We start from the raw sequence: 25,676 nt of genomic DNA, 5'->3' as shown, positions 1-25,676 counted from the left end.
TCTGTCCGGATTTGCCCCTGCCTGATCCACTACTCGGCATCGTAGGTCACACCTTTGCCAGCGGTTTTTGCGGCCGCTAAGAATGGCTGCCATCGCTCAGCGCCGTGGGTTCTGCCCGCGGCCTTCACGCGGGAACCACCTGGCCCCGCACCGAAGTGAGCGACCTCCGCGCTATTCGAAGAGGTCCACCTGCCATGCCCAAGAACACCCTTCGCGACCGCAGTCGCGCCCTGACGAAGACGAACAAGATCGCCCTCGCCGGTGTCACCACCCTCGGAGCCGCTGCCCTCGCGCTCTCCGCGGTGCCCTCGGGCGGGCAGACCACCACCACCGCCGTCGCCACGCAGGCGAACGTCGCCTACAGCACCGAGCCGGTGAAGGGCGTCAAGATCGGCGTCACCGACGGGTTCTCCGACACCGGCGCCAAGGTCCAGGCCGCCGCCGCGAAGAAGGCGGAGCGTCAGCGCGTGGCGACGGCCGCGGCGAGCCGGTCCGTGGAGCGCGTCGCGCTCCGGACCGTCGCGTTCCAGACCGTCACCCCGAAGAAGGCCTACGCGAACAACCTCGACGGATGGATCCGCGAGGCCCTGTCGATCATGAAGGCCAAGGGCATCCCGGGCTCGTACCACGGCCTGCACAAGAACATCATGCGGGAGTCCTCGGGCAACCCGAACGCGATCAACAACTGGGACATCAACGCCAAGAACGGCATCCCGTCCAAGGGCCTGCTCCAGGTGATCCCGCCGACGTTCAAGACGTACCACGTACCCGGCACCTCCTGGAACATCTACGACCCGGTCGCCAACATCACCGCCGCCGCCAACTACGCGGCCGACCGTTACGGCTCGATCGACAACGTCAACAGCGCGTACTGACCGACGCACGGCGCGTGCAGAGGCAAGCGCGGGCCTCCCGCCCGCCGTACGACGCCGGCCATACGACGCGAAGGGCGGCACCCTCCTGACGGGGTGCCGCCCTTCGGCGTGTCCACGGGCCGGTCAGCCCTTCCACGTGCTCACGGACCGGCTACTTGCGCATGACCTCGGGCTCGTGGCGGCGCAGGAAGCGGGCCACGAAGAAGCCGCAGATCACGCCGATCGCGATCAGGGCGAGCATGTCCAGGGTCCAGGCGCCGACCGTGTGCTCCCACAGCGGATCGTCGCCGACGCCCTCCTCCGGCGGACTGATCTTGTTGAAGTCCAGGGTGGCACCCGCCGCCGCGACCGCCCAGCGGGACGGCATCAGATACGAGAACTGGTTGACGCCCACCGCGCCGTTCAGGGCGAACAGGCAGCCCGTGAAGACGACCTGGATGATCGCGAACATGACCAGCAGCGGCATGGTCTTCTCGGACGTCTTGACCAGCGACGAGATGATCAGGCCGAACATCATCGAGCTGAAGCCCAGCGCCATGATCGGCAGGGAGAGCTCGATCATCGTCGCGCTGCCCAGGACCAGGCCCTCCTCCGGCAGCTCCCGGCTGGAGAAGCCGATCACACCGACGAGCAGCCCCTGGAACACGGTGATCATGCCGAGCACGAACACCTTGGACATCAGATACGCCGACCGGGACAGGCCGGTCGCGCGCTCCCGCTCGTAGATCACCCGTTCCTTGATCAGCTCACGGACCGAGTTGGCGGCACCGGCGAAGCAGGCACCGACCGCGAGGATCAGCAGAACGGTGGTGGCCGTGCCGTTGGGGATGATCCGGCCGGTCTGGTTGGGCTCGTTGGGCAGCAGGCCGTTCTCCGGCTCGATGAGCAGGCTGACCGCGCCGAGGACGGCCGGCAGGATCACCATCAGGGCGAGGAAGCCCTTGTCGGAGACGATCACCGACACATAGCGGCGGACCAGGGTGACGAACTGCGACATCCAGCCCTGCGGCTTGGGCGGCTTCATCGCCTGCATGGCCGGCATCGCTACGGCCTGCGGGGCGACGGCGTCGATGTCCGCGGCGTACATCTGGTAGTGCTGCGAGCCCTTCCAGCGGCCCGCCCAGTCGTAGTCGCGGTAGTTCTCGAAGGCGGAGAAGACATCGGCCCAGGTGTCGTAGCCGAAGAAGTTCAGCGCCTCCTCGGGCGGGCCGAAGTAGGCGACCGAGCCGCCCGGGGCCATCACCAGGAGCTTGTCGCACAGTGCCAGCTCGGCCACGGAGTGGGTGACCACGAGGACCGTGCGGCCGTCGTCGGCGAGGCCGCGCAGCAGCTGCATGACGTCGCGGTCCATGCCCGGGTCGAGGCCGGAGGTCGGCTCGTCCAGGAAGATCAGCGACGGCTTGGTCAGCAGCTCCAGGGCGACGGACACGCGCTTGCGCTGGCCGCCGGACAGGGAGGTGACCTTCTTGTCCTTGTGGATGTCGAGCTTGAGCTCGCGCAGCACCTCGTCGATGCGGGCCTCGCGCTCGGCGGCCGTGGTGTCGGCCGGGAAGCGCAGCTTGGCCGCGTACTTGAGGGCCTTCTTGACGGTCAGCTCCTTGTGCAGGATGTCGTCCTGCGGGACCAGACCGATGCGCTGGCGCAGCTCGGCGAACTGCTTGTAGAGGTTGCGGTTGTCGTAGAGCACGTCGCCCTGGTTGGCGGGCCGGTAGCCGGTCAGCGCCTTCAGCAGCGTCGACTTGCCGGAGCCGGAGGGGCCGATCACCGCGATCAGCGACTTCTCCGGGACACCGAAGGAGACGTCCTTCAGGATCTGCTTGCCGCCGTCGACCGTGACGGTGAGGTGGCGGGCGGAGAAGGACACCTCGCCGGTGTCGACGAACTCCTCCAGCCGGTCGCCGACGATGCGGAACGTCGAGTGGCCGACGCCCACGATGTCGGTCGGGCCCAGCAGTTGGGAGCCGCCCTTGGCGATCGGCTGGCCGTTGACGTACGTGCCGTTGTGCGAGCCGAGGTCGCGGATCTCCATGCGACCGTCGGGCGTGGAGTGGAACTCGGCGTGGTTGCGCGAGACCTGGAGGTCGGAGACGACCAGGTCGTTCTCCAGGGCACGGCCGATGCGCATCACGCGGCCGAGCGAGAACTGGTGGAACGTGGTCGGACTGCGGTCGCCGTAGACCGGTGGTGCCCCCGCCGCACCGCCGGTGCCCTGCTGCTGCGGAATCTGCGGCGCCTGCTGCTGCGGCTGCTGCCAGCCGGCCTGCTGCTGAGGCGGCTGCTGCTGCGACCAGCCCGGGTTCGCGCCCTGCGCGGCGAACGGCTGTTGCTGCGGCTGGGCCTGCGGCGCGACGGCGGCGCCGGACAGGCTCAGCTGCGGTCCGTCGGTCGCGTTGCCGAGGTTGACGGCCGAACCGGGGCCGATGTCCACCTGGTGGACCCGATGGCCCTGCACGAACGTGCCGTTGGTGCTGCCGTGGTCCTCGATGACCCAACTACGCCCGTTGAAGCTGACCGTGGCGTGCCGCCAGGAGACCCTGGCGTCGTCGAACACGATGTCACCCTGAGGATCGCGTCCGAGTGTGTAAGCCCTGGACGGGTCGAGCGTCCAGGTCCGTCCATTGGTTTGCAGTACGAGTTCCGGCACTCCATGCCCCACTGAGTTGTCCCCCGAGTTTGCCCCCGTCGCGGGGAGTCTAGGGATGTCGAACATCGGGGGGAACTATTTCAGTAGCGGCCCTCGGACCGAAAGTCGGGCCTTGTGAAGACCGCGTACGCGCGTGTCACCGTGCGCCGTTGACGGGGTGGAAACCGGCCCGGAGAGTGGTAATCCCCCGCGAGGGGGGCATGAGCGGCGGTGACGCCGTGCCGCGGATCGGGGGGTCTGCCGTGAGTGTCGACAAGGCCGGGTACGGCGCGAGGCTGCCGTGGGCCGACATCCTGCTGTCCGCGATCGCCTCCGTGAGCTGGGCGCTGATCGGTATGGCCGGCACGGCGGCGCTCGGACTGCGGTTGTTGGAGGCGGACTCGGCCGGTTCGCTGGGACCGATGACCGCGGCGGTGGTGGCCCTCGGGGCAGGTGGTTCGGTGACACCCTCCGGTGACGTGTCCGCGTTCGGGCTGAGCGGCGCGGAGGCCACGACGGCCATCGAGATCACGCCGTTGGGCGTGAGCCTGGTGGGGGCGCTGCTCCTGTCCTGGTTCTTCCTACGGTCCCTGCGCGCGGCCGGAGTTGTGATCGCCCCGTCCGAACTCCTGGCGCGCGCCGGTGCGGTGGTCGCGCTGTTCGTCGCGACGATGGGCGGGCTGGCCTGGGCCGGGCACGACGTCATCACGATCGACGGGGGCTCCCTCGGCCTGGAGGACCTGCCCGGCGGCGCGGGATCCGGGGGCCTGGAGATTCCCGGGCTCGGTGACGTCGGGGACATCGGCGGACTGCTGCCGGACCGGGTGGGCGACCTGGTCGACGCGGAGGCCGCGGTGGGGTTCCGCGTCGACACGGCGCCGACCCTGCTCGGCGGGCTGTGCTGGGCCGCCGGCGTACTGCTGATCGCGCTGCTGGCCTCCCGCCGCACTCCCCTGCCGCGCGGCTGGGACGTGGTGCACCGGGTCGTGCGGCCGGCGGTGTCCGCGCTGGTCACGGTGGCGCTGCTGGCGGTCGCGGCGGGGCTCGCGGCGGCGGCGTACGCGGCGATCGGCGACGACCGTCCGCGGCGGATCGCCGGCGCGGCGCTGCTGGGCGCGCCGAACGGGGTGTGGCTGGGCATCCCGCTCGGCTTGTTCGTCCCGTGGCACGGGGAGGCGTCGGGCGCGCTCACCCGCTTCCTGCCCCATCCGCTGGACGACCTGCTCGTCGACTCGGACCGGCAGGTGACCCTGGCGCGACTGGCGGAGCTGGACGGACGGGTGTGGCTGCTGGGCGTGGCGGCGGCGGTCGTGATGCTGCTCGCGGGGGTCCTGCTGGCCGCGCGGACACCGCTGGGGCCAGGTGCCGGGGGTGTACGGGGCCCGGGTGTCGCCGGTCTCGCCGGGCGGTGTGCGCTGCGGCTCGGGTGTGTGACGGCGGTGGCGCTGCCCTTGCTGGGGTGGCTGACCGAGCTGTCGGTGGACGCCTCGCTGTCCGTGCTCGGCTTCGACGCGTTCGGGGCGGGAGCGGAGTTGCGCGGGAGTCCGGGCATGGCGCTGCTGCTCGGGGCGCTGTGGGGGGCCGGCGCGGGAGCTGCCGGGGCGCTGCTGGCGTACGCGAGCGGAGCCGCGGGGCGGCGGGCCGCGCCGCTGGCACTGGGTGACACGGCAGGGCGGGCAGCGGGGGACGGGGCGGCCTCGGGACCGTACGCGGTCAGTGCGCCGTACCGGCCGCCGAACCCTGACACGAACCCGTATCTGCGGCTTCCGGAGGGGTTGCGGGAACGGGAACGAGAAGGGCTGCGGGAACAGGAAGGGCCGTGGGTACAGGAGCGGCCGCGAGGACGGGAACGGCCGCGGGGACGGGAAGCGTTGCCGGAACCGGAGCAGCGGGAACTGGAAGACGCACGGCCGCCCGAACCGGAGCCGCTGGAACTGGAAGACGCACGGCCGCCGGGTGCGGTGGCGGGGGGCGACGGCGACCGGGGGTCAGGGAAGGGTGGCGACAGCGCCGTCGACGACCGGGTGGGCGAGGGCGTCCACGCGTACGAGGAGGACGTGTCCGGGGCGCCGACCGTGGCCCGGCCGTTCGATCCGCCGCCTCCTCGCCCGCCTCGGGGTGCGGCGGGAACGCCCTGGCCGGACGGCCCCCCGCCACCCGGCCCCCCGCCACCCGGCCCTCCGCCGGACGGTCCACCACCGCCCGGCCGCCCGTCCCCGGGTCCGCCCCCGCCGGGGCGGCCCGAGCGTGGCCGGTGAGGCGGGTCGTCGGGCCGGGCCGTGGGCGGCCCGTCAGGCGGGCGCCACCGGGACGCCATCCAGGGTTATCGAGTGTTCCGTGTCCGGCAGGCGGACCACGCGGGCGATCGGCACTCCGTGCCGGTTACGGTGGGAACACCATGAGCGCTTCGCAGACCTCTGACGTCCCGACCCTCCTCGTCAAGATCTTCGGCAAGGACAGGCCGGGCATCACGGCCGGACTCTTCGACACCCTCGCCGCCTTCTCCGTCGACGTGGTCGACATCGAGCAGGTCGTGACGCGAGGCCGGATCGTGCTGTGCGCACTCGTGACCGAGCCGCCCCAGGGCCTGGAGGGCGAGCTGCGGTCGACGGTCCACAGCTGGGCCGACTCGATGAGGATGCAGGCCGAGATCATCTCCGGCCTCGGCGACAACCGGCCGCGCGGCCACGGACGCTCCCTGGTGACGGTGCTCGGGCATCCCCTGACCGCCGAGGCCACGGCAGCGATCGCCGCGCGGATCACCGAGGCCGGCGGCAACATCGACCGCATCTTCCGGCTCGCCAAGTACCCGGTGACGGCGGTCGAGTTCGCGGTGTCCGGCGTGGAGACCGCACCGCTGCGCACCGCCCTGGCGATCGAGGCGGCGGCGCTCGGCGTGGACGTGGCCGTGGTGGCGGCGGGCCTGCACCGGCGCGCCCAGCGGCTGGTCGTGATGGACGTGGACTCGACCCTGATCCAGGACGAGGTGATCGAACTCTTCGCCGCGCACGCCGGCTGCGAGGCCGAGGTCGCCGAGGTGACGGCGGCCGCGATGCGCGGGGAGCTGGACTTCGAGCAGTCGCTGCACGCGCGCGTGGCGCTCCTGAAGGGGCTGGACGCGTCGGTCGTGGACAAGGTGCGCAGCGAGGTGCGGCTGACGCCGGGCGCGCGCACGCTGATCCGGACCCTGAAGCGGCTCGGCTACCAAGTGGGCGTCGTCTCCGGCGGCTTCACCCAGGTCACCGACGACCTCAAGGAGCGCCTCGGCCTCGACTTCGCGCAGGCCAACACGCTGGAGATCGTCGACGGCAGGCTGACCGGACGGGTCACCGGCGAGATCGTGGACCGGGCGGGCAAGGCGCGGCTGCTGCGCCGGTTCGCCGCGGAGGCGGGCGTGCCGCTGTCGCAGACGGTGGCGATCGGGGACGGCGCCAACGACCTCGACATGCTGAACTCGGCCGGCCTCGGGGTCGCCTTCAACGCCAAGCCGGTGGTGCGCGAGGCGGCGCACACCGCGGTGAACGTGCCTTTCCTGGACACGGTCCTCTATCTGCTCGGGGTCACCCGCGAGGAGGTCGAGGCGGCGGACGCGCACGAGGAGGACTGAGGCCCCCCGCAGGGGAGGGCCTGGCCCCCTCGACGTCCTCGTCCGAGAGGCCCGGCACCGGGGGTGCCGGGCCTGTGCCGTGCCCGGTGGGTCACTCGGACGGGGCCCAGTAGTCCTCGAGCGTGGCCACGCCCGGCTCCAGCGACTTCCAGGAGCCCGTGAAGGAGAGCACGGCGAAGGCGGCGGCCGGGAACCCGCGGTGGCTCATTCGCTCGCGCGCCTCGGTATCGGCCGCGCCGGAGAGCACCTCGGCAAGTCCCTGGACGCCGGGGTTGTGGCCGATCAGGACGACGTTCTGCGCGTCGTCGGGGGTCTCGTTGAGGACCGCGATCAGCTCGCCGGGCGAGGCGTCGTAGATGCGCTCCTCGTAGACCGTCTTAGGGCGGTGCGGGAACTCGTGGACGGCGAGCTTCCAGGTCTCGCGGGTCCGGGTCGCCGTGGAGCAGAGGGCCAGGTCGAAGGAGATGCCGGAGTCGGCCAGCTTGCGTCCGGCGACAGGGGCGTCCTTGCGGCCGCGCTCCGCGAGCGGCCGCTCGTGATCGTTCACCTGTGGCCAGTCGGCTTTCGCATGCCGGAAGAGGACAATCCTGCGGGGTTCAGCGACGCTCATGAGATCCAGCTTCGCATGAAACAGGCCATGGGGCGCCAGGAGTTGACGGGCGACTCGGGGCGTGCTCAGCGCGATATGAGCTGATGGGCGCGTTCCAGGAGATGGCTGATCGCCGGCTCGCCGCTCGCCGCATGGGCCTCGGAGGGGTTCAGGAGCAGCGTCAGGAGGGCGACGAAGGCGAGTGTCGGCAGGGCCAGCGCCCACCAGGGCAGCCGGGTGTCGGCACGCCCCGTGGTCGCCGGGCGGGGCCGGGTGCGCGTGCTGGCCGACATGCTGCCTCCGTGGTCCGTCCTCGACGCGAGGTGGCACGGGTCCCCCGGCCACACTTCCAAGCTACGGAATGAAGAGCCGCCGACCCATCCGGTGATCCACCCACTTGACCCTGAGCCTTGCCCCCTAGGGGATGGGGGGTTACCCCCATCCCTCCCCTTCGGGGAGATGCGACGACCGTCGCTGTCGGTCGACCGCCGTCACAGAGAGCCGAGCGCCGTCACACGGAGACAAGCCCGTCACTGTCGGTCGACCGCCGTCACAGTGAGACGACCGCCGTCACGGAGAGCCGAGCCCCATCACTGTCGGACGACCGCCGTCACGGAGAGGCGATCGACGCGATCACGGCGATGATCACGAAGATGGCGAGGAACGAGCCGAAGACGAGCAGCATCTTCTTCTGGCCGTTACGGGGATTCGGGTCGAGGACTGGCATGCGGCCAGTCTCGCACCCCGCTGCCGGGCCGGACCCTCGGGGGTCAGCGAGCCGCCTCGTCCTCGACCGTGCGGTCGCGGCCCGCCAGGACACCCACCGCCATCTGCGGGATCATCAGCGCGGCCATGAGCGCGAGCGGCACGCCCCAGCCCCCGCTGTGCTGATAGAGGACGCCCACCAGCAGCGGCCCGGGGATGGAGATCAGATAGCCGGTGCTCTGCGCGAAGGCCGACAGCTGGGCGACGCCCGCGCCCGTACGGGCCCGCATCCCGACCATGGTGAGGGCCAGCGGGAAGGCGCAGTTGGAGACGCCGAGCAGCAGCGCCCAGGCCCAGGCGCCCTCGGCGGGCGCGAGGTAGAGCCCGGTGTACCCGGCGAGTCCGCAGACGCCCAGCGCCAGTACGATCGGGCCCTGCTGGGGCATCCGGGTGGCGAGGCGCGGGATGACGAAGGCCAGCGGCACGCCCATCACCATCGTGACGGCAAGAAGCAGTCCGGCGGTCCCGGCGGCGACACCCGCGTCGCGGAAGATCTGCGCCATCCAGCCCATCGTGATGTACGCGGCGGTGGCCTGGAGTCCGAAGAAGGCCGCGAGCGCCCAGGCGGTACGGCTCCGGGTGATCCGCAGGGCGGGGGCCGGGGCGGCCTCCACGCGCGCGTGCGTCGCACGTCCGGGTGCCCGGGCGGCGGACGCCGTCCCCCCGGTCCGTTCGCCCTCCCGGTTCCGTACGAACGGAATCCACGGCAGCACGGCCGCGGCGGCGAGCGCCGCCCACACGGCGAGCCCCGTCTGCCAGCCGCCTCCCAGGGCCTCCGTCACCGGCACGGTCACCGCGGCCGCGAGGGAGGTCCCGAGGGCCAGCGCCATCGAGTACAGGCCGGTCATGGAGCCGACCCGTTCCGGGAACCAGCGCTTGACGATGACCGGCATCAGGACGTTGCTGACCGCGATGCCCATCAGGGCGAGCGCGCTGCCGGCGAGGAACCCGGCCGTGCCGCCCGCGTACGGCCGGAGGAGCAGCCCCGCGGTGATGGCCGCCATGCCGGCGCACACGACCGCGCCCAGCCCGAACCGGCGGGCAAGCCTGGGCGCCATGACACCGAAGACGGCGAAGCAGAGCGGCGGCACGGAGGTGAGCAGACCGGCCACGCTGCCGCTCATGCCCAGCCCGTCGCGGACCTCCTCGAGGAGCGCGCCGAGGCTGGTGATGGCGGGGCGGAGGTTCAGGGCGGACAGCACGATGGCGACGACGACCAGCCGCATGGCCCACGCACGTGGTCCGGGCGGTACGACGGCAGGGACGTCACCCGCCGAAGTACATATCTCGGGAGTACGTATCTCGGGAGTACGTATCTCGGGGTGGTCCTGCGTCCGGGTCTCCTCGCTCGCCATGCGACCCATCATAGAATCATGGGATGATTGGTTGTCCATCCCGGTGCGGTCCGCAACCGTCGTTCCCGTGCGAAGGTGTGCCATGCCCCTGAGCCATCCCCGCCGTTCGGCGCTGTCCGAGCAGGTCATCGCCGAACTGCGCAACCAGATCACGTCGGGCGAGTGGCCGGTCGGCTCACGCATCCCGACGGAGCCCGAGCTGGTGGAACAGCTCGGGGTCGCCCGCAACACGGTCCGCGAGGCCGTCCGGGCGCTGGCGCACAACGGCCTGCTGGACATCCGCCAGGGCTCGGGCACCTACGTCGTCGCGACCAGTGAGCTGGCCGGCGTCATGCACCGCCGGTTCGCCGCCGCCGACCCCCGGGACATCGCCGAGGTGCGGTCCACGCTGGAGTCGGCCGCCGCGAAGCTGGCCGCCGAGCGGCGCACGGAGAAGGACCTCAAGCAGCTCGACGCGCTGCTGCGGCGGCGCGAGGAGGCATGGGAGTCGGGGGACGCGGAGGCGTTCGTCGCGGCGGACGCCACGTTCCACCTGGCCGTGATGGCCGCCTCGCACAACGACGTGATGACCGCGATGTACGCCGACCTCGGCGAGGTGATGCGGGACTGGCTGCGCGAGGACGTCGGCGAGGAGCTGACCCCGGAGACGTACATGGACCACGGCCGGCTGCTGGACGCCATCCGTGTGGGCGACGCCGCGACGGCGGCCTCGGAGGCGGCGGGCTATCCGTTCCAGTGCCGCCCGGGCCTGCTCAGCTCCCCCGGTTCTGGTGGCTGACCCAGGCCGAGCGGACTTCCTTCCAGCAGCGGCCGGTCAGGCGCACGGTCATCGCGGGCTCGGCGTCCACGGGCGCGCTGTCCGTGTCGAGGTCCCACCATCGGTCGCACTCGATGTGCAGACGGACCCGGTCGACGTCCACGTAGGGGTTGTGGCAGTGGGCGACCACCTGGGAGCCCTCGATGCCGGTGCGGCACGTGGCCCCGAACGGCGTCGGCTCCCGGTCTGCCGCGCCCGCCACGCGCGCGTGCGGCACCGCGTGGTACGGCGTGAACAGGACGAGGGCCGCCGCGACGGTCACTGAGGCCAGGCTGCGGTACAGGCGCACAAGGGAAACCTCCTCGGCCGGGCTGGGGAGGGTGCGTGGTGAACGGTCCCTCCAGAGTGCCCGGCAGCCCGAGGCTCCCGCCCGGCCGGATGGGCCGAACGGGTTATGCGCCGAGGGCCCGCACCCGGACCGGATGCGAGCCCTGACCAGCGACGATCAGCGATGTTCGGCGGATCACCAGGCGGTCGACCGATCAGGCGCCGATGGCGTGCAGACCGCCGTCCACGTGGACGATCTCGCCCGTGGTCTTCGGGAACCAGTCGCTCAGCAGCGCGACGACACCACGGCCGGCCGGCTCCGGGTCCTTGAGGTCCCACTCCAGCGGGGAGCGGTTGTCCCAGACGGACGCCAGCTCGTCGAAGCCGGGGATGGACTTGGCGGCCATGGAGCCGAGGGGGCCGGCCGAGACCAGGTTGCAGCGGATGTTCTGCTTGCCGAGGTCACGGGCCATGTAGCGGCTGGTGGCCTCCAGGGCGGCCTTGGCGGGGCCCATCCAGTCGTACTGCGGCCAGGCGAACTGCGCGTCGAACGTGAGGCCCACGACCGAGCCGCCGTTCTGCATCAGCGGCAGGCAGGCCATGGTCAGCGACTTCAGGGAGTACGCCGAGACGTGCATGGCGGTGGCCACGGACTCGAACGGCGTGTTCAGGAAGTTGCCGCCGAGGGCGTCCTGCGGCGCGAAGCCGATGGAGTGCACGACGCCGTCCAGACCGCCCAGCTCCTCGCCGACCACGTCGGCGAGGCGGCCGAGGTGCTCGCCGTTGGTCACGTCGAGCTCGATGACCTTGGTGGGCTTCGGGAGCTTCTTGGCGATGCGCTCGGTCAGCGTCGGCCGCGGGAACGCGGTCAGGATGATCTCGGCACCCTGCTCCTGGGCCAGCTTCGCCGTGTGGAAGGCGATGGAGGACTCCGTCAGCACACCGGTGATCAGGACGCGCTTGCCTTCGAGAATTCCGCTCATGGTGATCAGTGACCCATTCCCAGTCCGCCGTCCACGGGGATGACGGCTCCAGTGATGTACGAGGCGTCGTCGGAGGCGAGGAACCGCACGGCCGCGGCGATCTCCTCCGGCTGCGCGTACCGGCGCAGCGGCACCTGCGCCACGTACTCGGCGCGCTGCTCGTCGGAGAGCACCCGGGTCATGTCGGTGTCGACGAAACCGGGGGCGACGACGTTGAAGGTGATGTTGCGCGAGCCCAGCTCGCGCGCGAGGGACCGCGCGAAGCCGACCAGCGCGGCCTTGGAGGCGGCGTAGTTCGCCTGGCCCGCCGAGCCGAGCAGCCCGACCACCGACGAGATCAGGACGACACGGCCCTTCTTCGCGCGGAGCATGCCGCGGTTGGCACGCTTGACGACCCGGAAGGTACCGGTGAGGTTGGTGTCGATGACCGAGGTGAAGTCCTCCTCGGACATCCGCATGAGGAGCTGGTCCTTGGTGACGCCGGCGTTGGCGACCAGGATCTCCACCGGGCCGTGCTCGGCCTCGATCTCCTTGTAGGCCTGCTCCACCTGTTCGGTGTCGGTGATGTCGCACTTGACGGCGAGGAAACCCGCCGGCGGCTCACCCGAGCGGTACGTGATCGCGACCTTGTCGCCGGCGTCGGCGAAAGCGCGGGCGATGGCGAGGCCGATGCCCCGGTTGCCTCCGGTGACGAGAACCGAGCGGCTCAACGGATCACCCTTTCGATAGCGGTCTGGTACGCCCGCCCGAACACCGGTTGACAGGCGGCGATGACAGGCGGCTTCCCCGAAAACCTATCGGCCCGGCGGCTCCCCGGGACATTCGGGCACCGACAGTGGCGCACGGGGCTCGCTGTCGGGTTTCTACAGTCGGGCACCGGTCGGTCCGTCATTCCGGGAGCGTGGACGGGCAGGCCCCCTTGCCCGCCGCGTCGGACTTCCGGCGGCCGTAGGTCATGAACGCCGGCGGCTCGCTCTCCACCGGGAGAGTGCTCGCCACGTGGAGGGCGTCCAGGGCGCACGGCCCGGAGTCGCGGCGCCGCGCGGTCGTGGACGGACGCTGCCGGGAAATGTGGTCCGAGGACCGCCCGTCGCGACATGATCGGACCCGACAGGCGACGACAGCAGGGAGACCCTCGGTGCCTCATACCATCGACGAAGCCTTCACGGCGCTTCCGCTACGCGCCCTCGCCGACGCCGCTCTCGCACGCGCGCGTGCGCTGGGTGCGGCGCATGCCGACTTCCGGCTGGAGAGGGTGCGCAGCGCGTCCTGGCGGCTCAGGGACGGCAAGCCGTCCGGGTCGTCGGACACCACCGACCTCGGGTACGCGGTACGGGTCGTGCACGGCGGGACGTGGGGGTTCGCGTCCGGTGTGGACCTCACCATGGACGCCGCCGCCCGGGTGGCGGGCCAGGCCGTGGCGATGGCGAAGCTCTCCGCGCAGGTGATCAAGGCCGCCGGGTCGGACGAGAGGGTGGAGCTCGCCGCCGAGCCCGTGCACGCCGACCGGACGTGGATCTCGTCGTACGAGATCGACCCGTTCACCGTGCCCGACGAGGAGAAGTCGGGGCTGCTGGCCGAGTGGAGCGGGCGGCTGCTCGCCGCCGACGGGGTCGACCACGTCGACGCCTCGCTGCTCACCGTGCACGAGAACAAGTTCTACGCCGACACGGCCGGGACCGTGACCACACAGCAGCGCGTCCGGCTGCATCCGCAGCTGACGGCGGTGTCGGTCGACGAGTCGACCGGCGAGTTCGACTCCATGCGCACCCTCGCGCCGCCCGTGGGACGCGGCTGGGAGTACCTCCGCGGCACCGGCTGGGACTGGGACGCCGAACTCGACCAGCTGCCCGGGCTGCTCGCCGAGAAGATGCGCGCGCCGAGCGTGCGGGCCGGCCTGTACGACCTCGTCGTCGACCCGTCCAACCTGTGGCTGACCATCCACGAGTCCATCGGGCACGCCACCGAACTGGACCGCGCGCTCGGCTACGAGGCCGCCTACGCCGGCACCTCCTTCGCCACCTTCGACCAGCTCGGCAAGCTGAGGTACGGCTCGGAGCTGATGAACGTCACCGGCGACCGCACCGCCGAGCACGGCCTGGCCACCATCGGGTACGACGACGAGGGCGTCGAGGCGCAGTCCTGGGACCTCGTCAAGGACGGCACCCTCGTCGGCTACCAGCTCGACCGCCGGATCGCACGGCTGACCGGGTTCGAACGCTCCAACGGATGTGCCTACGCCGACTCCCCCGCGCACGTGCCGGTGCAGCGGATGGCCAACGTGTCGCTGCGGCCGGATCCGGCGGGGATGTCGACCGAGGACCTCATCGGCGGTGTGGAGCGGGGCATCTACGTCGTCGGCGACCGGTCGTGGTCGATCGACATGCAGCGCTACAACTTCCAGTTCACGGGCCAGCGCTTCTTCCGGATCGAGAACGGGCGGCTCGCGGGCCAGCTGCGGGACGTCGCCTACCAGGCGACGACGACGGACTTCTGGGGCTCGATGGCGGCCGTGGGCGGTCCTCAGACCTACGTCCTGGGCGGCGCCTTCAACTGCGGAAAGGCCCAGCCGGGCCAGGTCGCGGCCGTGTCGCACGGCTGCCCCTCCGCCCTCTTCCGGGGCGTCAACATTCTGAACACCACGCAGGAGGCGGGTCGATGAGCGCCGGCAACAGCAGCGGCTGGGGGCCCGGGGGTCGTCCCCCGGGAAAGCACAGCCTGAACACCACGCAGGAGGCCGGTCGATGAGCGCCCCGACGAACAAGCCGCACGAGATCGTCGAGCGTGCCCTGGAGCTGTCCCGGGCCGACGGCTGTGTAGTGATCGCCGACGAGCACTCGACCGCGAACCTGCGCTGGGCGGGCAACACGCTCACCACGAACGGCGTCACGCGCGGGCGCACGCTCACCGTCGTCGCCACCGTCGACGGCGCTCAGGGCACGGCGTCCGGGGTCGTGTCCCGTTCCGCGGTGACCGTCGCCGAGCTGGAGCCGCTGGTGCGGGCCGCGGAAGCCGCCGCACGTGGCGCCGGTCCGGCCGAGGACGCCCAGCCGCTGGTGTCGGACGTGCCCGGGTCGCCCGACTTCACGGACGCGCCTGCCGAGACGTCGTCCGCCGTCTTCGCCGAGTTCGCGCCGGCCCTGGGCGAGGCGTTCGCACGCGCGCGTGCGGGCGGCCGCGAGCTGTACGGCTTCGCCAACCACGAACTGACGTCCAGCTATCTGGGCACGTCGACGGGGCTGCGGCTGCGCCACGACCAGCCGAACGGCACGCTGGAGCTGAACGCGAAGTCCCCCGACCGGACCCGCTCGGCGTGGGCCGGTCGCTCCACGCGGGACTTCAAGGACGTCGACCCGGCCGCGCTCGACGCGGAACTGGCCGTACGCCTCGGCTGGGCCGAGCGGCGCGTGGAGCTGCCCGCCGGACGGTACGAGACGCTGCTGCCGCCGACCGCCGTCGCGGACCTGCTGATCTACCAGATGTGGTCGGCGTCGGGCCGGGACGCGGCGGAGGGCCGGACGGTGTTCTCCAAGCCGGGCGGCGGCACGCGCCTGGGCGAGCGGCTGACCGACCTGCCGCTGACCCTGCGCAGCGACCCGAACGAGCCGGGCGTGGAGTCCGCCCCCTTCGTGCTCGCGCACTCCTCGGGCGGCGACTCGTCGGTGTTCGACAACGGTCTGCCGCTGACGCCCACCGAGTGGGTGGCCGAGGGCGAGCTCCGGCGTCTGCTCACCAGCCGGCACAGCGCGGCGGTGACCGGGCTGCCGGTGGCACCGCACATCGACAACCTGATCCTCGACGGCGGCGAGGACCGCTCCCTGGAGGAGATGGTGGCGAACACGGAGCGCGGGCTCCTGCTGACCTGCCTGTGGTACATCCGCGAGGTCGACCCGGCCACCCTGCTGCTGACCGGCCTGACCCGGGACGGCGTCTACCTCGTCGAGAACGGCGAGGTGACCGGTGAGGTGAACAACTTCCGCTTCAACGAGTCACCGGTGGGGCTGCTGGGCCGGGCGGTGGAGGCCGGGCGGACGGAGAAGACCCTGCCGCGGGAGTGGAGCGACTGGTTCACCAGGGCCGCGATGCCGCCGCTGCGGATCCCGGATTTCAACATGAGCTCTGTCAGCCGGGGCGTATAACCTCGTAGGCGGCGGTCACCCGACTGCCCGAAGATCATCCGAGGAGACAAGAGAACCGTGACGGACATCGTCGACGAGCTCAAGTGGCGGGGGCTGTTCGCCCTCTCCACCGACGAGGAAGCACTGCGCAAGGCGCTCGCGGACGGTCCCGTCACGTTCTATTGCGGCTTCGACCCGACCGCGCCGTCCCTGCACGTGGGACACCTCGTGCAGGTGCTCACCGTGCGCCGGCTCCAGCAGGCCGGTCACCGGCCGCTGGCGCTGGTCGGCGGCGCGACGGGCCTGATCGGCGACCCGCGCCCCACGGCCGAGCGCACGCTGAACGACCCGGAGACGGTCTCCGGGTGGGTGCAGCGGCTGCGCGGCCAGATCGAGCCGTTCCTGTCCTTCGAGGGCGAGAACGCGGCCGTGATGGTCAACAACCTCGACTGGACGCAGAACCTCTCCGCGATCGAGTTCCTCCGGGACATCGGCAAGCACTTCCGCGTCAACAAGATGCTGACGAAGGACTCCGTCGCCCGGCGCCTGGAGTCCTCGGAGGGCATCAGCTACACCGAGTTCAGCTACCAGCTCCTGCAGGGCATGGACTTCCTCCAGCTCTACCGCCGGTACGGCTGCACCCTCCAGCAGGGCGGCAGCGACCAGTGGGGCAACCTCACGGCCGGCCTGGACCTGATCCACCGGCTGGAGCCGGACGCCGACGCGCACGCGCTGGCGACGCCGCTGATGACCAAGGCGGACGGCACCAAGTTCGGCAAGACCGAGGGCGGCGCCGTCTGGCTCGACCCGGAGATGACGACGCCGTACGCCTTCTACCAGTTCTGGCTGAACGTCGACGACCGGGACGTCTCGACGTACCTGCGCATCCTGTCCTTCAGGTCCCGTGCGGAGCTGGAGGAGCTGGAGGAGCAGACGCGGGAGCGTCCGCAGGCGCGGGCGGCGCAGCGCGCGCTGGCCGAGGAGCTGACGACCCTGGTGCACGGCGCCGACCAGACGGCAGCCGTGATCGCGGCGTCCAAGGCGCTGTTCGGTCAGGGCGAGCTGGCCGGGCTGGACGAGCGGACGCTGGCGGCGGCGCTGTCCGAGGTCCCGCACATCCGGGTCGCGGAGCCCGCGTCGGTGGTGGATCTGTTCGCCGAGGTCGGCCTGGTGCCCAGCAAGTCGGCCGCGCGCCGCACGGTCAAGGAGGGCGGCGCCTACGTGAACAACACGAAGGTCGACTCCGAGGACGCGGTTCCGGCCCGGGAGGAGCTGCTGCACGGGCGCTGGCTGGTGCTGCGGCGAGGGAAGAAGAACCTGGCGGCCGTCGAGGTCACGGGCGTCTGAGACCCGGCGTGCGCGGGTGGACGGGGCGGCACCGCCGAAAGCGCGGAGCCGCCCCGTCCACCGTGCGTCAGGCGCGTCGTCTGCGGCTCTTGAGCTGCGTGTACCCCATCTCGCCCAGGAAGACGAGGACGATCGCGGCCACCAGCTGGAAGATGTGGCGGCTCCAGTCGATGCCGGGTGTCTCGGCGACACCGAGGCTCTGGGCGATGGCGTTGCCCGCGATCGCGCCGAGGATGCCCATGATGGTGGTCAGCCAAAGAGGCATGTGCTGCTTGCCGGGGATGATCGCCTTGGCGATCAGACCCAGCACGAATCCCACGATGATCGCCCACAACCAGCCCATGACTGCCTCCTCGTACGGCTCGACGTGAGCACTACGCCCAGTGTCGGGTCGTACCCCCTACGGCGCATGTCGGGTGCCTCCGTACGCGTCGCGTCCGACGGCGTTCGCCCAGGCGGGAGAGGGACCCGGTCTCGTGGGCGGCGCGGCGGCGGCGTACCGTGGACGCTGTGCGGACCCGGTTTCGGCCGGGTGCGGAGCTGGGACGGGCCGGAAGAGGCCCGAAGCGGGCGGACGGTGGAATGCGATGCGGAACAGCCAGGGTGACGGCAAAGGCCAGGTTTTCCGGATCACCGGAGCCCGTCAGGGGCTCCAGGACGACGTCCGTGGCCGGCAGCGCCGATATGTCATCTCGATGTCGATCCGTACGCTCTCGGTGATCCTCGCGGCGACCCTGTGGAACGTGGAACGGCACGTCGCCGCCGTGGCGTTGGTGCTGGGCATCCTCCTTCCCTACGTCGCGGTGGTGATCGCCAACGCCGGCCGGGAGAATGTGCCGTCGCTGCCGTCGACCTTCGTCGTCGCCCAGCCCCCGGTGCGCGAGATCGCGCCGCCGCGCGCGGACGGCGGCCGATTCGCGGAATCCGTAGCGGAGGACGCGCAAGGCGATTCCTCGAGGACACGGCCCGAATAAGGGACGAAAGGCCTCCGTATCAATGCCTTGTACGGACTCCGGAAAAGCCCGGACAATCATGTTGTTCCAGTGCCCGGCGACGGGTTACGCGTGACATACTTCGTAGGCGCTCCGCATCCCCCGTCGGAGCGACAGACCGACGCCGGGCAGCTCCCCCCGTGGCTGCTCGGCGTCGCCTTTTCCGTGCCGTGGTGAGACGAACCTGTGAGTGACGAGACCCCGATCTGTTCCGCCAAGGGCTGCCGCGCCGACGCCGTGTGGGTGCTGGCGTGGAACAACCCGAAGATCCATACGCCGGAGCGTCGCAAGACATGGCTCGCGTGCGAGGAGCACCGGGAGCATCTGTCGCAGTTCCTCGGGGTGCGCGGGTTCCTGAAGGACGTCGTCCTCCTCGGGGAATGGCACGAGCAGGGGGCCTGATCCCCCCTCACTCGGGCCGTCCGCGCTCCGGCCGTGCGTCCTGCGGGCGTCAGCCGCCTATGGCGGACATGGGGCGGTCGGGCTGGACGAACGTGGGGTCGTCGAGGCCCGCGCCGGCCTTCTTGCCCCACATCGCCAGGCGCCAGATCCGGGCGATCTCCTCGTCCGGGGCGCCCGAGCGCAGGGCGGCGCGCAGGTCGGTCTCCTCACGGGCGAACAGGCAGGTGCGGACCTGTCCGTCGGCGGTGAGGCGGGTGCGGTCGCAGGCCCCGCAGAACGGGCGGGTGACCGAGGCGATGACACCGACGCGGTGCGGGCCGCCGTCGACCAGCCAGCGCTCCGCGGGGGCCGAGCCGCGTGCCTCGCCGCCCTCGGGCGTGAGGGCGAAACGGGTGCGCAGGGAGGCCAGGATGTCGCCCGCGGTGATCATGCCGTCGCGCTTCCAGCCGTGCTGGGCGTCCAGCGGCATCTGCTCGATGAACCGCAGTTCGTAGTCGTGCTCGACGGCCCAGGCCAGCAGGTCGGGGGCCTCGTCGTCGTTGAGCCCGGGCATCAGCACCGAGTTGACCTTCACCGGTGTCAGGCCCACCTCGCGGGCGGCGTCCAGGCCCGCTGTGACGTCGTGGTGGCGGTCGCGGCGGGTGAGGGTCTTGAACACGTCGGGGCGCAGGGTGTCCAGCGAGACATTGACCCGGTCCAGGCCCGCGGCCTTCAGGGCCGCGGCGGTGCGCTTGAGGCCGATGCCGTTGGTGGTCAGGGACATCTGCGGGCGCGGCTCCAGTTCCGCGACGCGCTCCACGATGCCCACCAGGCCCGGACGCAGCAGGGGCTCACCGCCGGTGAAACGGACCTCCTCGATACCGAGGGAGGTGACCGCGATCCGGATGAGCCGCACGATCTCGTCGTCCGTGAGCAGATCCGGTTTGGCCAGCCACTGCAGGCCCTCTTCCGGCATGCAGTACGTGCACCGCAGATTGCACCGGTCCGTCAGCGAGACCCTCAGGTCGGTGGCGACCCGGCCGTAGGTGTCGATGAGCACGTCGGCCCCTCCCTCGTGGTGGATCACACGCAGCGGAACACAACTTTCTCCGACACCTGCGAGCCTACGTGACCTCACGGACAACGACTAAGCCCTGATCCCACGACGTGGGAAGCGGCCGCGTCGTGGGGACCCGCAGGAGTCCCGACGACGCGGCCGCCGTCAGGGGGCGTGCTCAGTGGGCGCCGGTGCCGGTCAGGGACCTGACCTCCAGCTCCGCGTACTTGCCCGAGTCCGCCGGCTCCTTCGACAGGACGGTGCCGAGCCAGCCCATCAGGAAGCCGAACGGGATCGAGATGATGCCCGGGTTCTTCAGCGGGAACCAGGCGAAGTCGACGCCGGGGAACATCGCCTTGGGGTCACCCGAGACCACGGGCGAGAACAGCACCAGGCCGACGGCGACGATCAGACCGCCGTAGATCGACCACAGCGCGCCCTGGGTGGTGAAGCGCTTCCAGAACAGGCTGTAGAGGATGGTCGGCAGGTTGGCGGAGGCGGCGACCGCGAAGGCGAGGGCGACCAGACCGGCGACGTTCAGGTCGCGGGCGAGGGCGCCGAGGCCGATGGAGACGATGCCGATGAAGACGGTCGCCCAACGGGCGGCCCGCACCTCTTCCGCACCGGTGGCCTTGCCCTTGCGGATGACGTTGGCGTAGATGTCGTGCGCGAAGGACGACGAGGACGCCAGGGTCAGACCGGCGACCACGGCGAGGATCGTCGCGAAGGCCACCGCCGAGATGGTGGCCAGCAGGATCGCGCCCCAGGCCGAGTCGACGCCGCCCAGGTGCAGGGCGAGCAGCGGGGCCGCCGTGTTGCCGGAGGGGTTGGACGCGATGATCTCGTCCTGGGAGATCAGCGCGGCGGCGCCGAAGCCGAGCGCGATGGTCATCAGGTAGAAGCCGCCGATGATGCCGATCGCCCAGTTCACGGACTTACGGGCGGCCTTGGCGTTCGGGACGGTGTAGAAGCGGATCAGGATGTGCGGCAGGCCGGCGGTGCCCAGGACCAGCGCGATGCCGAGCGAGATGAAGTCCAGCTTGGAGGTGCCGGTGGCGCCGTACTGGAGGCCCGGCTCCAGGAAGGCCGCTCCCTTGCCGCTGTTCTCGGCGGCCGATCCGAGCAGGTCGGAGATGTTGAAGTTGAACTTCAGCAGCACCAGGAAGGTGATCAGGAGCGTGCCGCCGATCAGCAGCACGGCCTTGATCATCTGGACCCAGGTGGTGCCCTTCATGCCGCCGATGGAGACGTAGACGATCATCAGGATGCCGACCAGCGCCACGATGGCGATCTTGCCCGCGTCCGAGGTGATGCCGAGGAGCAGCGAGACGAGGACGCCGGCGCCCGCCATCTGGGCCAGCAGGTAGAAGATCGACACGACGATCGTCGAGGTGCCGGCCGCGGTGCGGACCGGGCGCTGGCGCATGCGGTACGCGAGCACGTCACCCATGGTGTAGCGGCCGGAGTTCCGCAGCGGCTCGGCCACCAGGAGCAGGGCGACCAGCCAGGCGACCAGGAAGCCGATGGAGTACAGGAAGCCGTCGTAGCCGAAGAGGGCGATCGCGCCGGCGATGCCGAGGAACGACGCGGCGGACATGTAGTCGCCGGAGACGGCGAGGCCGTTCTGGAAGGCGCTGAACTGGCGGCCGCCCGCGTAGAAGTCGGCCGCGTCCTTGGTCTGGCGGCCCGCCCAGATGGTGATGACGAGGGTCGCGACGACGAACAGCCCGAACAGCGTGATGATGAGCGGGCGGTGCTCGCCGGCCTCGTTGGCGGCGAGAACGGTGTGCTGAACGGGGCTCATGCGCCGCCCTCCATACGGGTCTTGATGGCCTCGGCCTTGGGGTCGAGCTTCGCGGCGGCGTGCCGCGAGTACCACCAGGCGATGAGGAACGTGGTGACGAACTGGGCGATGCCGAACACGAAGGCGACGTTGATGTTGCCGAAGAGCTTGGTGCCCATGAAGCCGCCCGCGTAGTTGGACAGCAGGACGTACAGCAGGTACCAGGCGATGAAGCCGACGGTCAGCGGGAAGGCGAAGGAACGGTAGGAACGACGCAGTTCACCGAACTCCGCGCTGTTCTGCACCTCGACGAACTCCTCGGTCGAGGGGAGTCGGTGTTCTGTGTCCTTCGAGGGTGGCGGTGCTTCGTCCTTCGGGGGCGGCGGTGCTTCGGTGGACACGGAGTCTCCTCGTGTTGCGGCTGCTGTGGTGTTGCCGGTGATGTGGATCACGTGCACCGGGCGGCGATGTCGGTGGCCGGGCGCGTGATCCGACAGGGGGCCGCCTCGATCGTGCTCGGGCTCCCTGCTCAACGTCACGGCGCCACGCGAGAACCGGTTCAACCGCCCCGCGTTCTTTCGGAAGCCATCGGCGGAAAACTCCGAAGTCATCCCCGGAAGTGATTGCTGGCCGGCGAGCCCGGGAGATAGCTTCGCCCTGCACCACTCGTCATGTACCTGCCCGAGCGCCACCTGTGTCTCGGGCAGTTTTCTTTTTCCGGATGATGTGGAGACCCCATGGCTCATCTGCGTTCCAGACGCCGGCTCGCCCTCGCCGTGCCCGTCGTGCTGTCGCTGACCGCCTCGCTCGGCTTCCTCCCCGCGTCCGCCACGGCCGCCCCGTACACGGAGCCCGCCGCCCGGACCGCGGACTCGCCCCAGCTGGCGTATGTCGTCAACACCAAGACGGACCGTCACACGCTCGCGTCGGTTCGCAAAGCCATCGCCACGGCCGGCGGGACCGTCGTGACGACGTACGACAGGATCGGCGTGATCGTCGCGCACTCGGCGAACCCGGACTTCGGCGCGCAGATACGCGAGGCCCGCGGCGTGCAGTCCGCGGGTGCCACCCGCACCGCCCCGCTGGTGTCGGCGGGCACCACCGACGAGGGCGCCGCCGACTACCTCACCGACGCGGAGGCCGCGAAGGTGGAGGCCGCCGCCACGGCCGGCAGCGAGCCACTTGAGGCCGACCAGTGGGACCTGCGCGCGATAGGCGCCGACAAGGCCGCGCGGATCAACCCGGGCAGCCGCAAGGTCACCGTCGCCGTGATCGACACCGGCGTCGACGACACCCACCCCGACCTCGCCCCGAACTTCTCGGCGAGCCAGTCCGCCAACTGCGTAGGCGGCGTCGCGGACACCGGCGAGGGCGCCTGGCGGCCCTACACCGCGGACGACTACCACGGCACGCATGTCGCCGGTGAGATCGCGGCGGCCCGCAACGGCATCGGTGTCGCCGGGGTGGCGCCCGGGGTGAAGGTGTCCAGCATCAAGGTGAGCGACCCGCACAACGGCCTGTTCTACCCGGAGAGCGTCGTGTGCGCGTTCGTGTTCGCGGCCGACCGGGGCGTCGAGATCACGAACAACAGCTACTACGTGGACCCGTGGCTCTACAACTGCATGGACGACCCGGACCAGCGCGCGATCGTCGACGCGGTCAACCGGGCCCAGCTCTACGCCCAGAAGAAGGGCACCCTGCACCTCGCCGCGGCGGGCAACTCCAACCACGACCTGGACTCGGACGCCATCGTCGACGACTCGAGCCCCGACGACTCCACCCCGGTCGAGCGCACCATCGACCCGCACGAGTGCTTCGACGTCCCGACGCAGCTCCCCGGGATCGTCACGGTCAGCGCCACGGGCGTGCGGAACCTCAAGTCGTACTACTCCTCGTACGGCAAGGGCGTCGTCGACGTCGCGGCACCCGGCGGTGACCGGCTCTACCAGATCCCGGACACGCCGTCGAAGAACGGCCGCATCCTGTCGACCATGCCGAACAACGAGTACGGCTTCCTCCAGGGCACCTCGATGGCCTCGCCGCACGCCGCCGGCGTCGCCGCCCTGCTGAAGTCGAAGCACCCCTGGGCGAGCCCGGAGCAGCTGCAGTGGATGCTCAAGGCGCAGGCGGACAGCACGGCCTGCCCCGAGTCGTACGACCAGAACGGTGACGGCACGCAGGACGCGGTGTGCGAGGGCGGGGCCCGCGTCAACGGTTTCTACGGACACGGCATCGTCGACGCGCTGCGCGCGGTCGAGTAGCCGCCCGGTCCGCGGCGCGGCCGGACCACCGGCCGCGCCGCGTGCGCCAGGAACCTCCCGCACGATCGCCCGTACCGCCCGAAGCCGCGAACGAACAGGAGACATGCCCCCCATGACAGTGCCTCACCCCCGCCACCGCCGTGCCCTGGTGATCCCGGTCGGGATGGCCATGGCGACCTCTCTCGCCTTCCTGCCGGGCGCCACCGCGTCCGCGGCGCCGGCCCCCGCCCCTGTGACGGCCGACGCGACCTCCCTCAGCTATGTCGTCAACGTCCGCCCCGGAAGCGACACGGGGCAGGTGAAGAAGGCGATCGCCAAGGCGGGCGGCACGGTCGTCATGTCGTACCGGCAGATCGGCGTGATCGTCGTGCACTCGGCGAACGCCGACTTCGCCCGGACGATCCGCGAGGCGCGGGGGGTGCAGTCGGCCGGCTCCACCCGGACCGCGCCGCTGCCCGCGCAGTCGACCACCGACGTCGGCACACCGAAGGTGCTCACCGCCGACGACCTGGCCGATGTGGCGGCCGTCGAGGGCCAGGACCCGCTCCAGCCGCTCCAGTGGGACCTGCCGGCCATCAAGGCGGACAAGGCGCACGAGAAGTCGCTCGGCAGCGACCGGGTGACCGTCGCCGTGATCGACACCGGCGTGGACGACACCCACCCGGACATCGCGCCGAACTTCGACCGCGAGGCATCCGTCAACTGCGTCACGGGCAAGCCGGACACCACCGACGGTGCCTGGCGGCCCGGCGCGGCGGAGAGCCCGCACGGCACGCATGTGGCCGGGGAGATCGCGGCCGCCAAGAACGGCGTCGGCATGACAGGCGTGGCGCCGGGCGTGAAGGTGTCCGGCATCAAGGTGTCCACCCCCGCCGGGTACTTCTACACCGAGGCCGTCGTCTGCGGCTTCGTCTGGGCCGCCGAACACGGCGTGGACGTCACGAACAACAGCTATTACACCGACCCCTGGTACTTCAACTGCAAGAACGACCCGGACCAGAAGGCCCTCGTCGAGGCCGTCACCCGGGCGTCGAAGTACGCGGAGCGCAAGGGCGCGGTCAACGTCGCCGCGGCCGGCAACGAGAACTACGACCTCGCGGCCGACGAGATCACCGACCCGGTCTCCCCCAACGACTCCACGCCCGCCGAGCGGGTGATCGACCCGTCCGAGTGCTACGACATACCGACGCAGCTGCCGGGCGTCGTGACGGTCGCGTCGACCGGCGCGAAGGGCCTGAAGTCGTCCTTCTCCAACCATGGTCTGGGCGTCGTCGACATCGCCGCGCCCGGCGGCGACTCGACGGCCTACCAGACGCCGGCGCCGCCCGCGACCAGCGGTCTGATCCTGGGCACCCTGCCCGGCGGCAGGTGGGGCTACATGGCCGGAACGTCGATGGCCTCGCCGCACGTCGCGGGCGTCGCCGCCCTGATCAAGTCCACGCACCCGTACGCCCCGCCGGCACTGGTGAAGGCGCTGCTGTACGCCGAGGCGGACGGCACGGCGTGCACGGACCCGTACGACATCAACGGCGACGGCAAGGTCGACGCGGTGTGCGAGGGGCCGAAGAACTACAACGGCTTCTACGGCTGGGGCACCGCGGACGCGCTGGACGCGGTGACCAGGTAGGGCTCGGGCACGGCCGAGGACGACTGAGGTGCGGGTTCCCCACGAGGGGCGCCCGCACCTCCCGGCGGGCTCACGGAGTCCGCGTCCGACGAGCGTGCCCCGCGTCAGGAGGAACTGCGCCGCGAGGTACGTGAGCATGGTCCAAAAGTCCGGGCGGGGCAGCCGCGGCCACTCGGCGACGCCGGTGGCCCAGAGAGGCCGGGACGGGAGAGGCGCGGCGGATGCGAGA

Annotated in this window: 23 protein-coding genes; 11 read left to right on the top strand and 12 right to left on the bottom strand. The window is 70.9% G+C overall.

Going from position 1 to position 25,676, the window contains the following annotated elements; translation table 11 throughout:
* Positions 1 to 194 precede the first annotated feature (194 nt).
* Complete coding sequence (locus ACWCPM_RS16715) at positions 195 to 875, top strand: transglycosylase SLT domain-containing protein (protein ID WP_450976907.1); 681 nt, start codon at positions 195 to 197, stop codon at positions 873 to 875.
* Positions 876 to 1,026: 151 nt separating this feature from the next.
* Here ACWCPM_RS16715 and ACWCPM_RS16710 read toward each other — a convergent pair whose 3' ends face one another.
* A complete protein-coding gene (locus ACWCPM_RS16710) occupies positions 1,027 to 3,519 on the bottom strand; it encodes an FHA domain-containing protein (protein WP_450976906.1) in 2,493 nt (830 codons plus the stop codon).
* A gap of 200 nt (positions 3,520 to 3,719) precedes the next feature.
* Here ACWCPM_RS16710 and ACWCPM_RS16705 point away from each other — a divergent pair, with 200 nt between their 5' ends.
* Positions 3,720 to 5,756 (top strand): streptophobe family protein, encoded by a 2,037-nt coding sequence (locus ACWCPM_RS16705; protein ID WP_450976905.1) that lies wholly within the window; start codon positions 3,720 to 3,722, stop codon positions 5,754 to 5,756.
* A gap of 140 nt (positions 5,757 to 5,896) precedes the next feature.
* Positions 5,897 to 7,105, top strand: a complete 1,209-nt coding sequence (serB, locus tag ACWCPM_RS16700) for a phosphoserine phosphatase SerB (protein WP_450976904.1) — start codon at positions 5,897 to 5,899, stop codon at positions 7,103 to 7,105.
* Positions 7,106 to 7,196: 91 nt separating this feature from the next.
* On the opposite strand, the gene ACWCPM_RS16695 is transcribed toward serB, so the two are convergent.
* The 4 genes from ACWCPM_RS16695 to ACWCPM_RS16680 form a co-directional block, all read right to left on the bottom strand.
* Positions 7,197 to 7,715 carry a SixA phosphatase family protein gene (locus ACWCPM_RS16695; RefSeq protein WP_450976903.1) on the bottom strand — a complete coding sequence of 173 codons (519 nt, stop codon included), beginning with the start codon at positions 7,713 to 7,715 and terminating at the stop codon, positions 7,197 to 7,199.
* A 65-nt stretch (positions 7,716 to 7,780) separates the two neighbouring features.
* Positions 7,781 to 7,987, bottom strand: a complete 207-nt coding sequence (locus ACWCPM_RS16690; RefSeq protein ID WP_450976902.1) for a hypothetical protein — start codon at positions 7,985 to 7,987, stop codon at positions 7,781 to 7,783.
* A gap of 317 nt (positions 7,988 to 8,304) precedes the next feature.
* On the bottom strand, positions 8,305 to 8,421 hold the full coding sequence (locus ACWCPM_RS16685) for an SGM_5486 family transporter-associated protein (RefSeq protein WP_269066719.1): 117 nt from the start codon (positions 8,419 to 8,421) through the stop codon (positions 8,305 to 8,307).
* A 43-nt stretch (positions 8,422 to 8,464) separates the two neighbouring features.
* A complete protein-coding gene (locus tag ACWCPM_RS16680; RefSeq protein ID WP_450976901.1) occupies positions 8,465 to 9,826 on the bottom strand; it encodes a CynX/NimT family MFS transporter in 1,362 nt (453 codons plus the stop codon).
* A 70-nt stretch (positions 9,827 to 9,896) separates the two neighbouring features.
* Here ACWCPM_RS16680 and ACWCPM_RS16675 point away from each other — a divergent pair, with 70 nt between their 5' ends.
* Positions 9,897 to 10,592, top strand: coding sequence for a FadR/GntR family transcriptional regulator (locus ACWCPM_RS16675; protein WP_450976900.1), 696 nt, complete (start codon positions 9,897 to 9,899; stop codon positions 10,590 to 10,592).
* On the opposite strand, the gene ACWCPM_RS16670 is transcribed toward ACWCPM_RS16675, so the two are convergent.
* The 3 genes from ACWCPM_RS16670 to fabG all read right to left on the bottom strand — a co-directional run bounded on the left by ACWCPM_RS16670 (position 10,567) and on the right by fabG (position 12,591).
* Positions 10,567 to 10,920 (bottom strand): hypothetical protein, encoded by a 354-nt coding sequence (locus ACWCPM_RS16670; protein ID WP_450976899.1) that lies wholly within the window; start codon positions 10,918 to 10,920, stop codon positions 10,567 to 10,569. The genes ACWCPM_RS16675 and ACWCPM_RS16670 overlap by 26 nt on opposite strands.
* Positions 10,921 to 11,113: 193 nt before the next feature.
* Positions 11,114 to 11,881, bottom strand: a complete 768-nt coding sequence (fabI, locus tag ACWCPM_RS16665) for an enoyl-ACP reductase FabI (protein WP_450976898.1) — start codon at positions 11,879 to 11,881, stop codon at positions 11,114 to 11,116.
* Between the two features lie 5 nt (positions 11,882 to 11,886).
* Positions 11,887 to 12,591: a 3-oxoacyl-[acyl-carrier-protein] reductase gene (gene fabG / locus ACWCPM_RS16660; RefSeq protein WP_450976897.1), complete on the bottom strand. Its 705-nt coding sequence runs from the start codon at positions 12,589 to 12,591 to the stop codon at positions 11,887 to 11,889.
* Positions 12,592 to 13,019: 428 nt separating this feature from the next.
* Here fabG and ACWCPM_RS16655 point away from each other — a divergent pair, with 428 nt between their 5' ends.
* From ACWCPM_RS16655 to tyrS, 3 genes are all read left to right on the top strand, one after another.
* Positions 13,020 to 14,543: a TldD/PmbA family protein gene (locus ACWCPM_RS16655; protein ID WP_450976896.1), complete on the top strand. Its 1,524-nt coding sequence runs from the start codon at positions 13,020 to 13,022 to the stop codon at positions 14,541 to 14,543.
* Between the two features lie 82 nt (positions 14,544 to 14,625).
* Positions 14,626 to 16,020, top strand: a complete 1,395-nt coding sequence (locus tag ACWCPM_RS16650) for a metallopeptidase TldD-related protein (protein ID WP_450976895.1) — start codon at positions 14,626 to 14,628, stop codon at positions 16,018 to 16,020.
* 57 nt (positions 16,021 to 16,077) lie between these two features.
* Positions 16,078 to 17,346 carry a tyrosine--tRNA ligase gene (tyrS, locus tag ACWCPM_RS16645; RefSeq protein ID WP_450976894.1) on the top strand — a complete coding sequence of 423 codons (1,269 nt, stop codon included), beginning with the start codon at positions 16,078 to 16,080 and terminating at the stop codon, positions 17,344 to 17,346.
* 67 nt (positions 17,347 to 17,413) lie between these two features.
* Here tyrS and ACWCPM_RS16640 read toward each other — a convergent pair whose 3' ends face one another.
* Entirely contained in the window at positions 17,414 to 17,689 is a 276-nt protein-coding gene (locus ACWCPM_RS16640) for a GlsB/YeaQ/YmgE family stress response membrane protein (protein WP_450976893.1), read from the bottom strand.
* Between the two features lie 244 nt (positions 17,690 to 17,933).
* Here ACWCPM_RS16640 and ACWCPM_RS16635 point away from each other — a divergent pair, with 244 nt between their 5' ends.
* Positions 17,934 to 18,320, top strand: coding sequence for a DUF3099 domain-containing protein (locus ACWCPM_RS16635; RefSeq protein ID WP_450976892.1), 387 nt, complete (start codon positions 17,934 to 17,936; stop codon positions 18,318 to 18,320).
* A 204-nt stretch (positions 18,321 to 18,524) separates the two neighbouring features.
* Complete coding sequence (locus ACWCPM_RS16630) at positions 18,525 to 18,740, top strand: hypothetical protein (protein WP_450976891.1); 216 nt, start codon at positions 18,525 to 18,527, stop codon at positions 18,738 to 18,740.
* A 49-nt stretch (positions 18,741 to 18,789) separates the two neighbouring features.
* On the opposite strand, the gene moaA is transcribed toward ACWCPM_RS16630, so the two are convergent.
* The 3 genes from moaA to ACWCPM_RS16615 form a co-directional block, all read right to left on the bottom strand.
* Entirely contained in the window at positions 18,790 to 19,779 is a 990-nt protein-coding gene (moaA, locus tag ACWCPM_RS16625) for a GTP 3',8-cyclase MoaA (protein ID WP_450976890.1), read from the bottom strand.
* A gap of 175 nt (positions 19,780 to 19,954) precedes the next feature.
* Complete coding sequence (locus ACWCPM_RS16620) at positions 19,955 to 21,580, bottom strand: solute symporter family protein (RefSeq protein WP_450976889.1); 1,626 nt, start codon at positions 21,578 to 21,580, stop codon at positions 19,955 to 19,957.
* Positions 21,577 to 21,960, bottom strand: a complete 384-nt coding sequence (locus tag ACWCPM_RS16615) for a DUF485 domain-containing protein (RefSeq protein ID WP_450976888.1) — start codon at positions 21,958 to 21,960, stop codon at positions 21,577 to 21,579. Before ACWCPM_RS16615 ends, ACWCPM_RS16620 begins: the two co-directional genes overlap by 4 nt.
* A 336-nt stretch (positions 21,961 to 22,296) precedes the next feature.
* On the opposite strand from ACWCPM_RS16615, the gene ACWCPM_RS16610 reads away from it, so the two are divergent.
* Entirely contained in the window at positions 22,297 to 23,820 is a 1,524-nt protein-coding gene (locus ACWCPM_RS16610; protein WP_450976887.1) for a S8 family serine peptidase, read from the top strand.
* Between the two features lie 112 nt (positions 23,821 to 23,932).
* A complete protein-coding gene (locus tag ACWCPM_RS16605) occupies positions 23,933 to 25,447 on the top strand; it encodes a S8 family peptidase (RefSeq protein WP_450976886.1) in 1,515 nt (504 codons plus the stop codon).
* The last annotated feature ends 229 nt before the right edge of the window (positions 25,448 to 25,676 follow it).

Source organism: Streptomyces sp. NPDC002309 (genome assembly GCF_053593375.1).
This window is presented reverse-complemented; position numbering and strand designations above follow the sequence as displayed.

Coding starts and splice junctions, on each gene's coding strand:
- ACWCPM_RS16715 (WP_450976907.1), top strand. CDS start 195: ATGCCCAAGAACACCCTTCGCGACCGCAGTCGCGCCCTGACGAAGACG.
- ACWCPM_RS16690 (WP_450976902.1), bottom strand. CDS start 7,987: ATGTCGGCCAGCACGCGCACCCGGCCCCGCCCGGCGACCACGGGGCGT.
- ACWCPM_RS16635 (WP_450976892.1), top strand. CDS start 17,934: ATGCGGAACAGCCAGGGTGACGGCAAAGGCCAGGTTTTCCGGATCACC.
- ACWCPM_RS16605 (WP_450976886.1), top strand. CDS start 23,933: ATGACAGTGCCTCACCCCCGCCACCGCCGTGCCCTGGTGATCCCGGTC.
- ACWCPM_RS16650 (WP_450976895.1), top strand. CDS start 14,626: ATGAGCGCCCCGACGAACAAGCCGCACGAGATCGTCGAGCGTGCCCTG.
- ACWCPM_RS16705 (WP_450976905.1), top strand. CDS start 3,720: ATGAGCGGCGGTGACGCCGTGCCGCGGATCGGGGGGTCTGCCGTGAGT.
- ACWCPM_RS16695 (WP_450976903.1), bottom strand. CDS start 7,715: ATGAGCGTCGCTGAACCCCGCAGGATTGTCCTCTTCCGGCATGCGAAA.
- ACWCPM_RS16675 (WP_450976900.1), top strand. CDS start 9,897: ATGCCCCTGAGCCATCCCCGCCGTTCGGCGCTGTCCGAGCAGGTCATC.
- ACWCPM_RS16640 (WP_450976893.1), bottom strand. CDS start 17,689: ATGGGCTGGTTGTGGGCGATCATCGTGGGATTCGTGCTGGGTCTGATC.
- ACWCPM_RS16620 (WP_450976889.1), bottom strand. CDS start 21,580: ATGAGCCCCGTTCAGCACACCGTTCTCGCCGCCAACGAGGCCGGCGAG.
- ACWCPM_RS16680 (WP_450976901.1), bottom strand. CDS start 9,826: ATGATGGGTCGCATGGCGAGCGAGGAGACCCGGACGCAGGACCACCCC.
- ACWCPM_RS16685 (WP_269066719.1), bottom strand. CDS start 8,421: ATGCCAGTCCTCGACCCGAATCCCCGTAACGGCCAGAAGAAGATGCTG.
- serB (WP_450976904.1), top strand. CDS start 5,897: ATGAGCGCTTCGCAGACCTCTGACGTCCCGACCCTCCTCGTCAAGATC.
- fabI (WP_450976898.1), bottom strand. CDS start 11,881: ATGAGCGGAATTCTCGAAGGCAAGCGCGTCCTGATCACCGGTGTGCTG.
- ACWCPM_RS16610 (WP_450976887.1), top strand. CDS start 22,297: ATGGCTCATCTGCGTTCCAGACGCCGGCTCGCCCTCGCCGTGCCCGTC.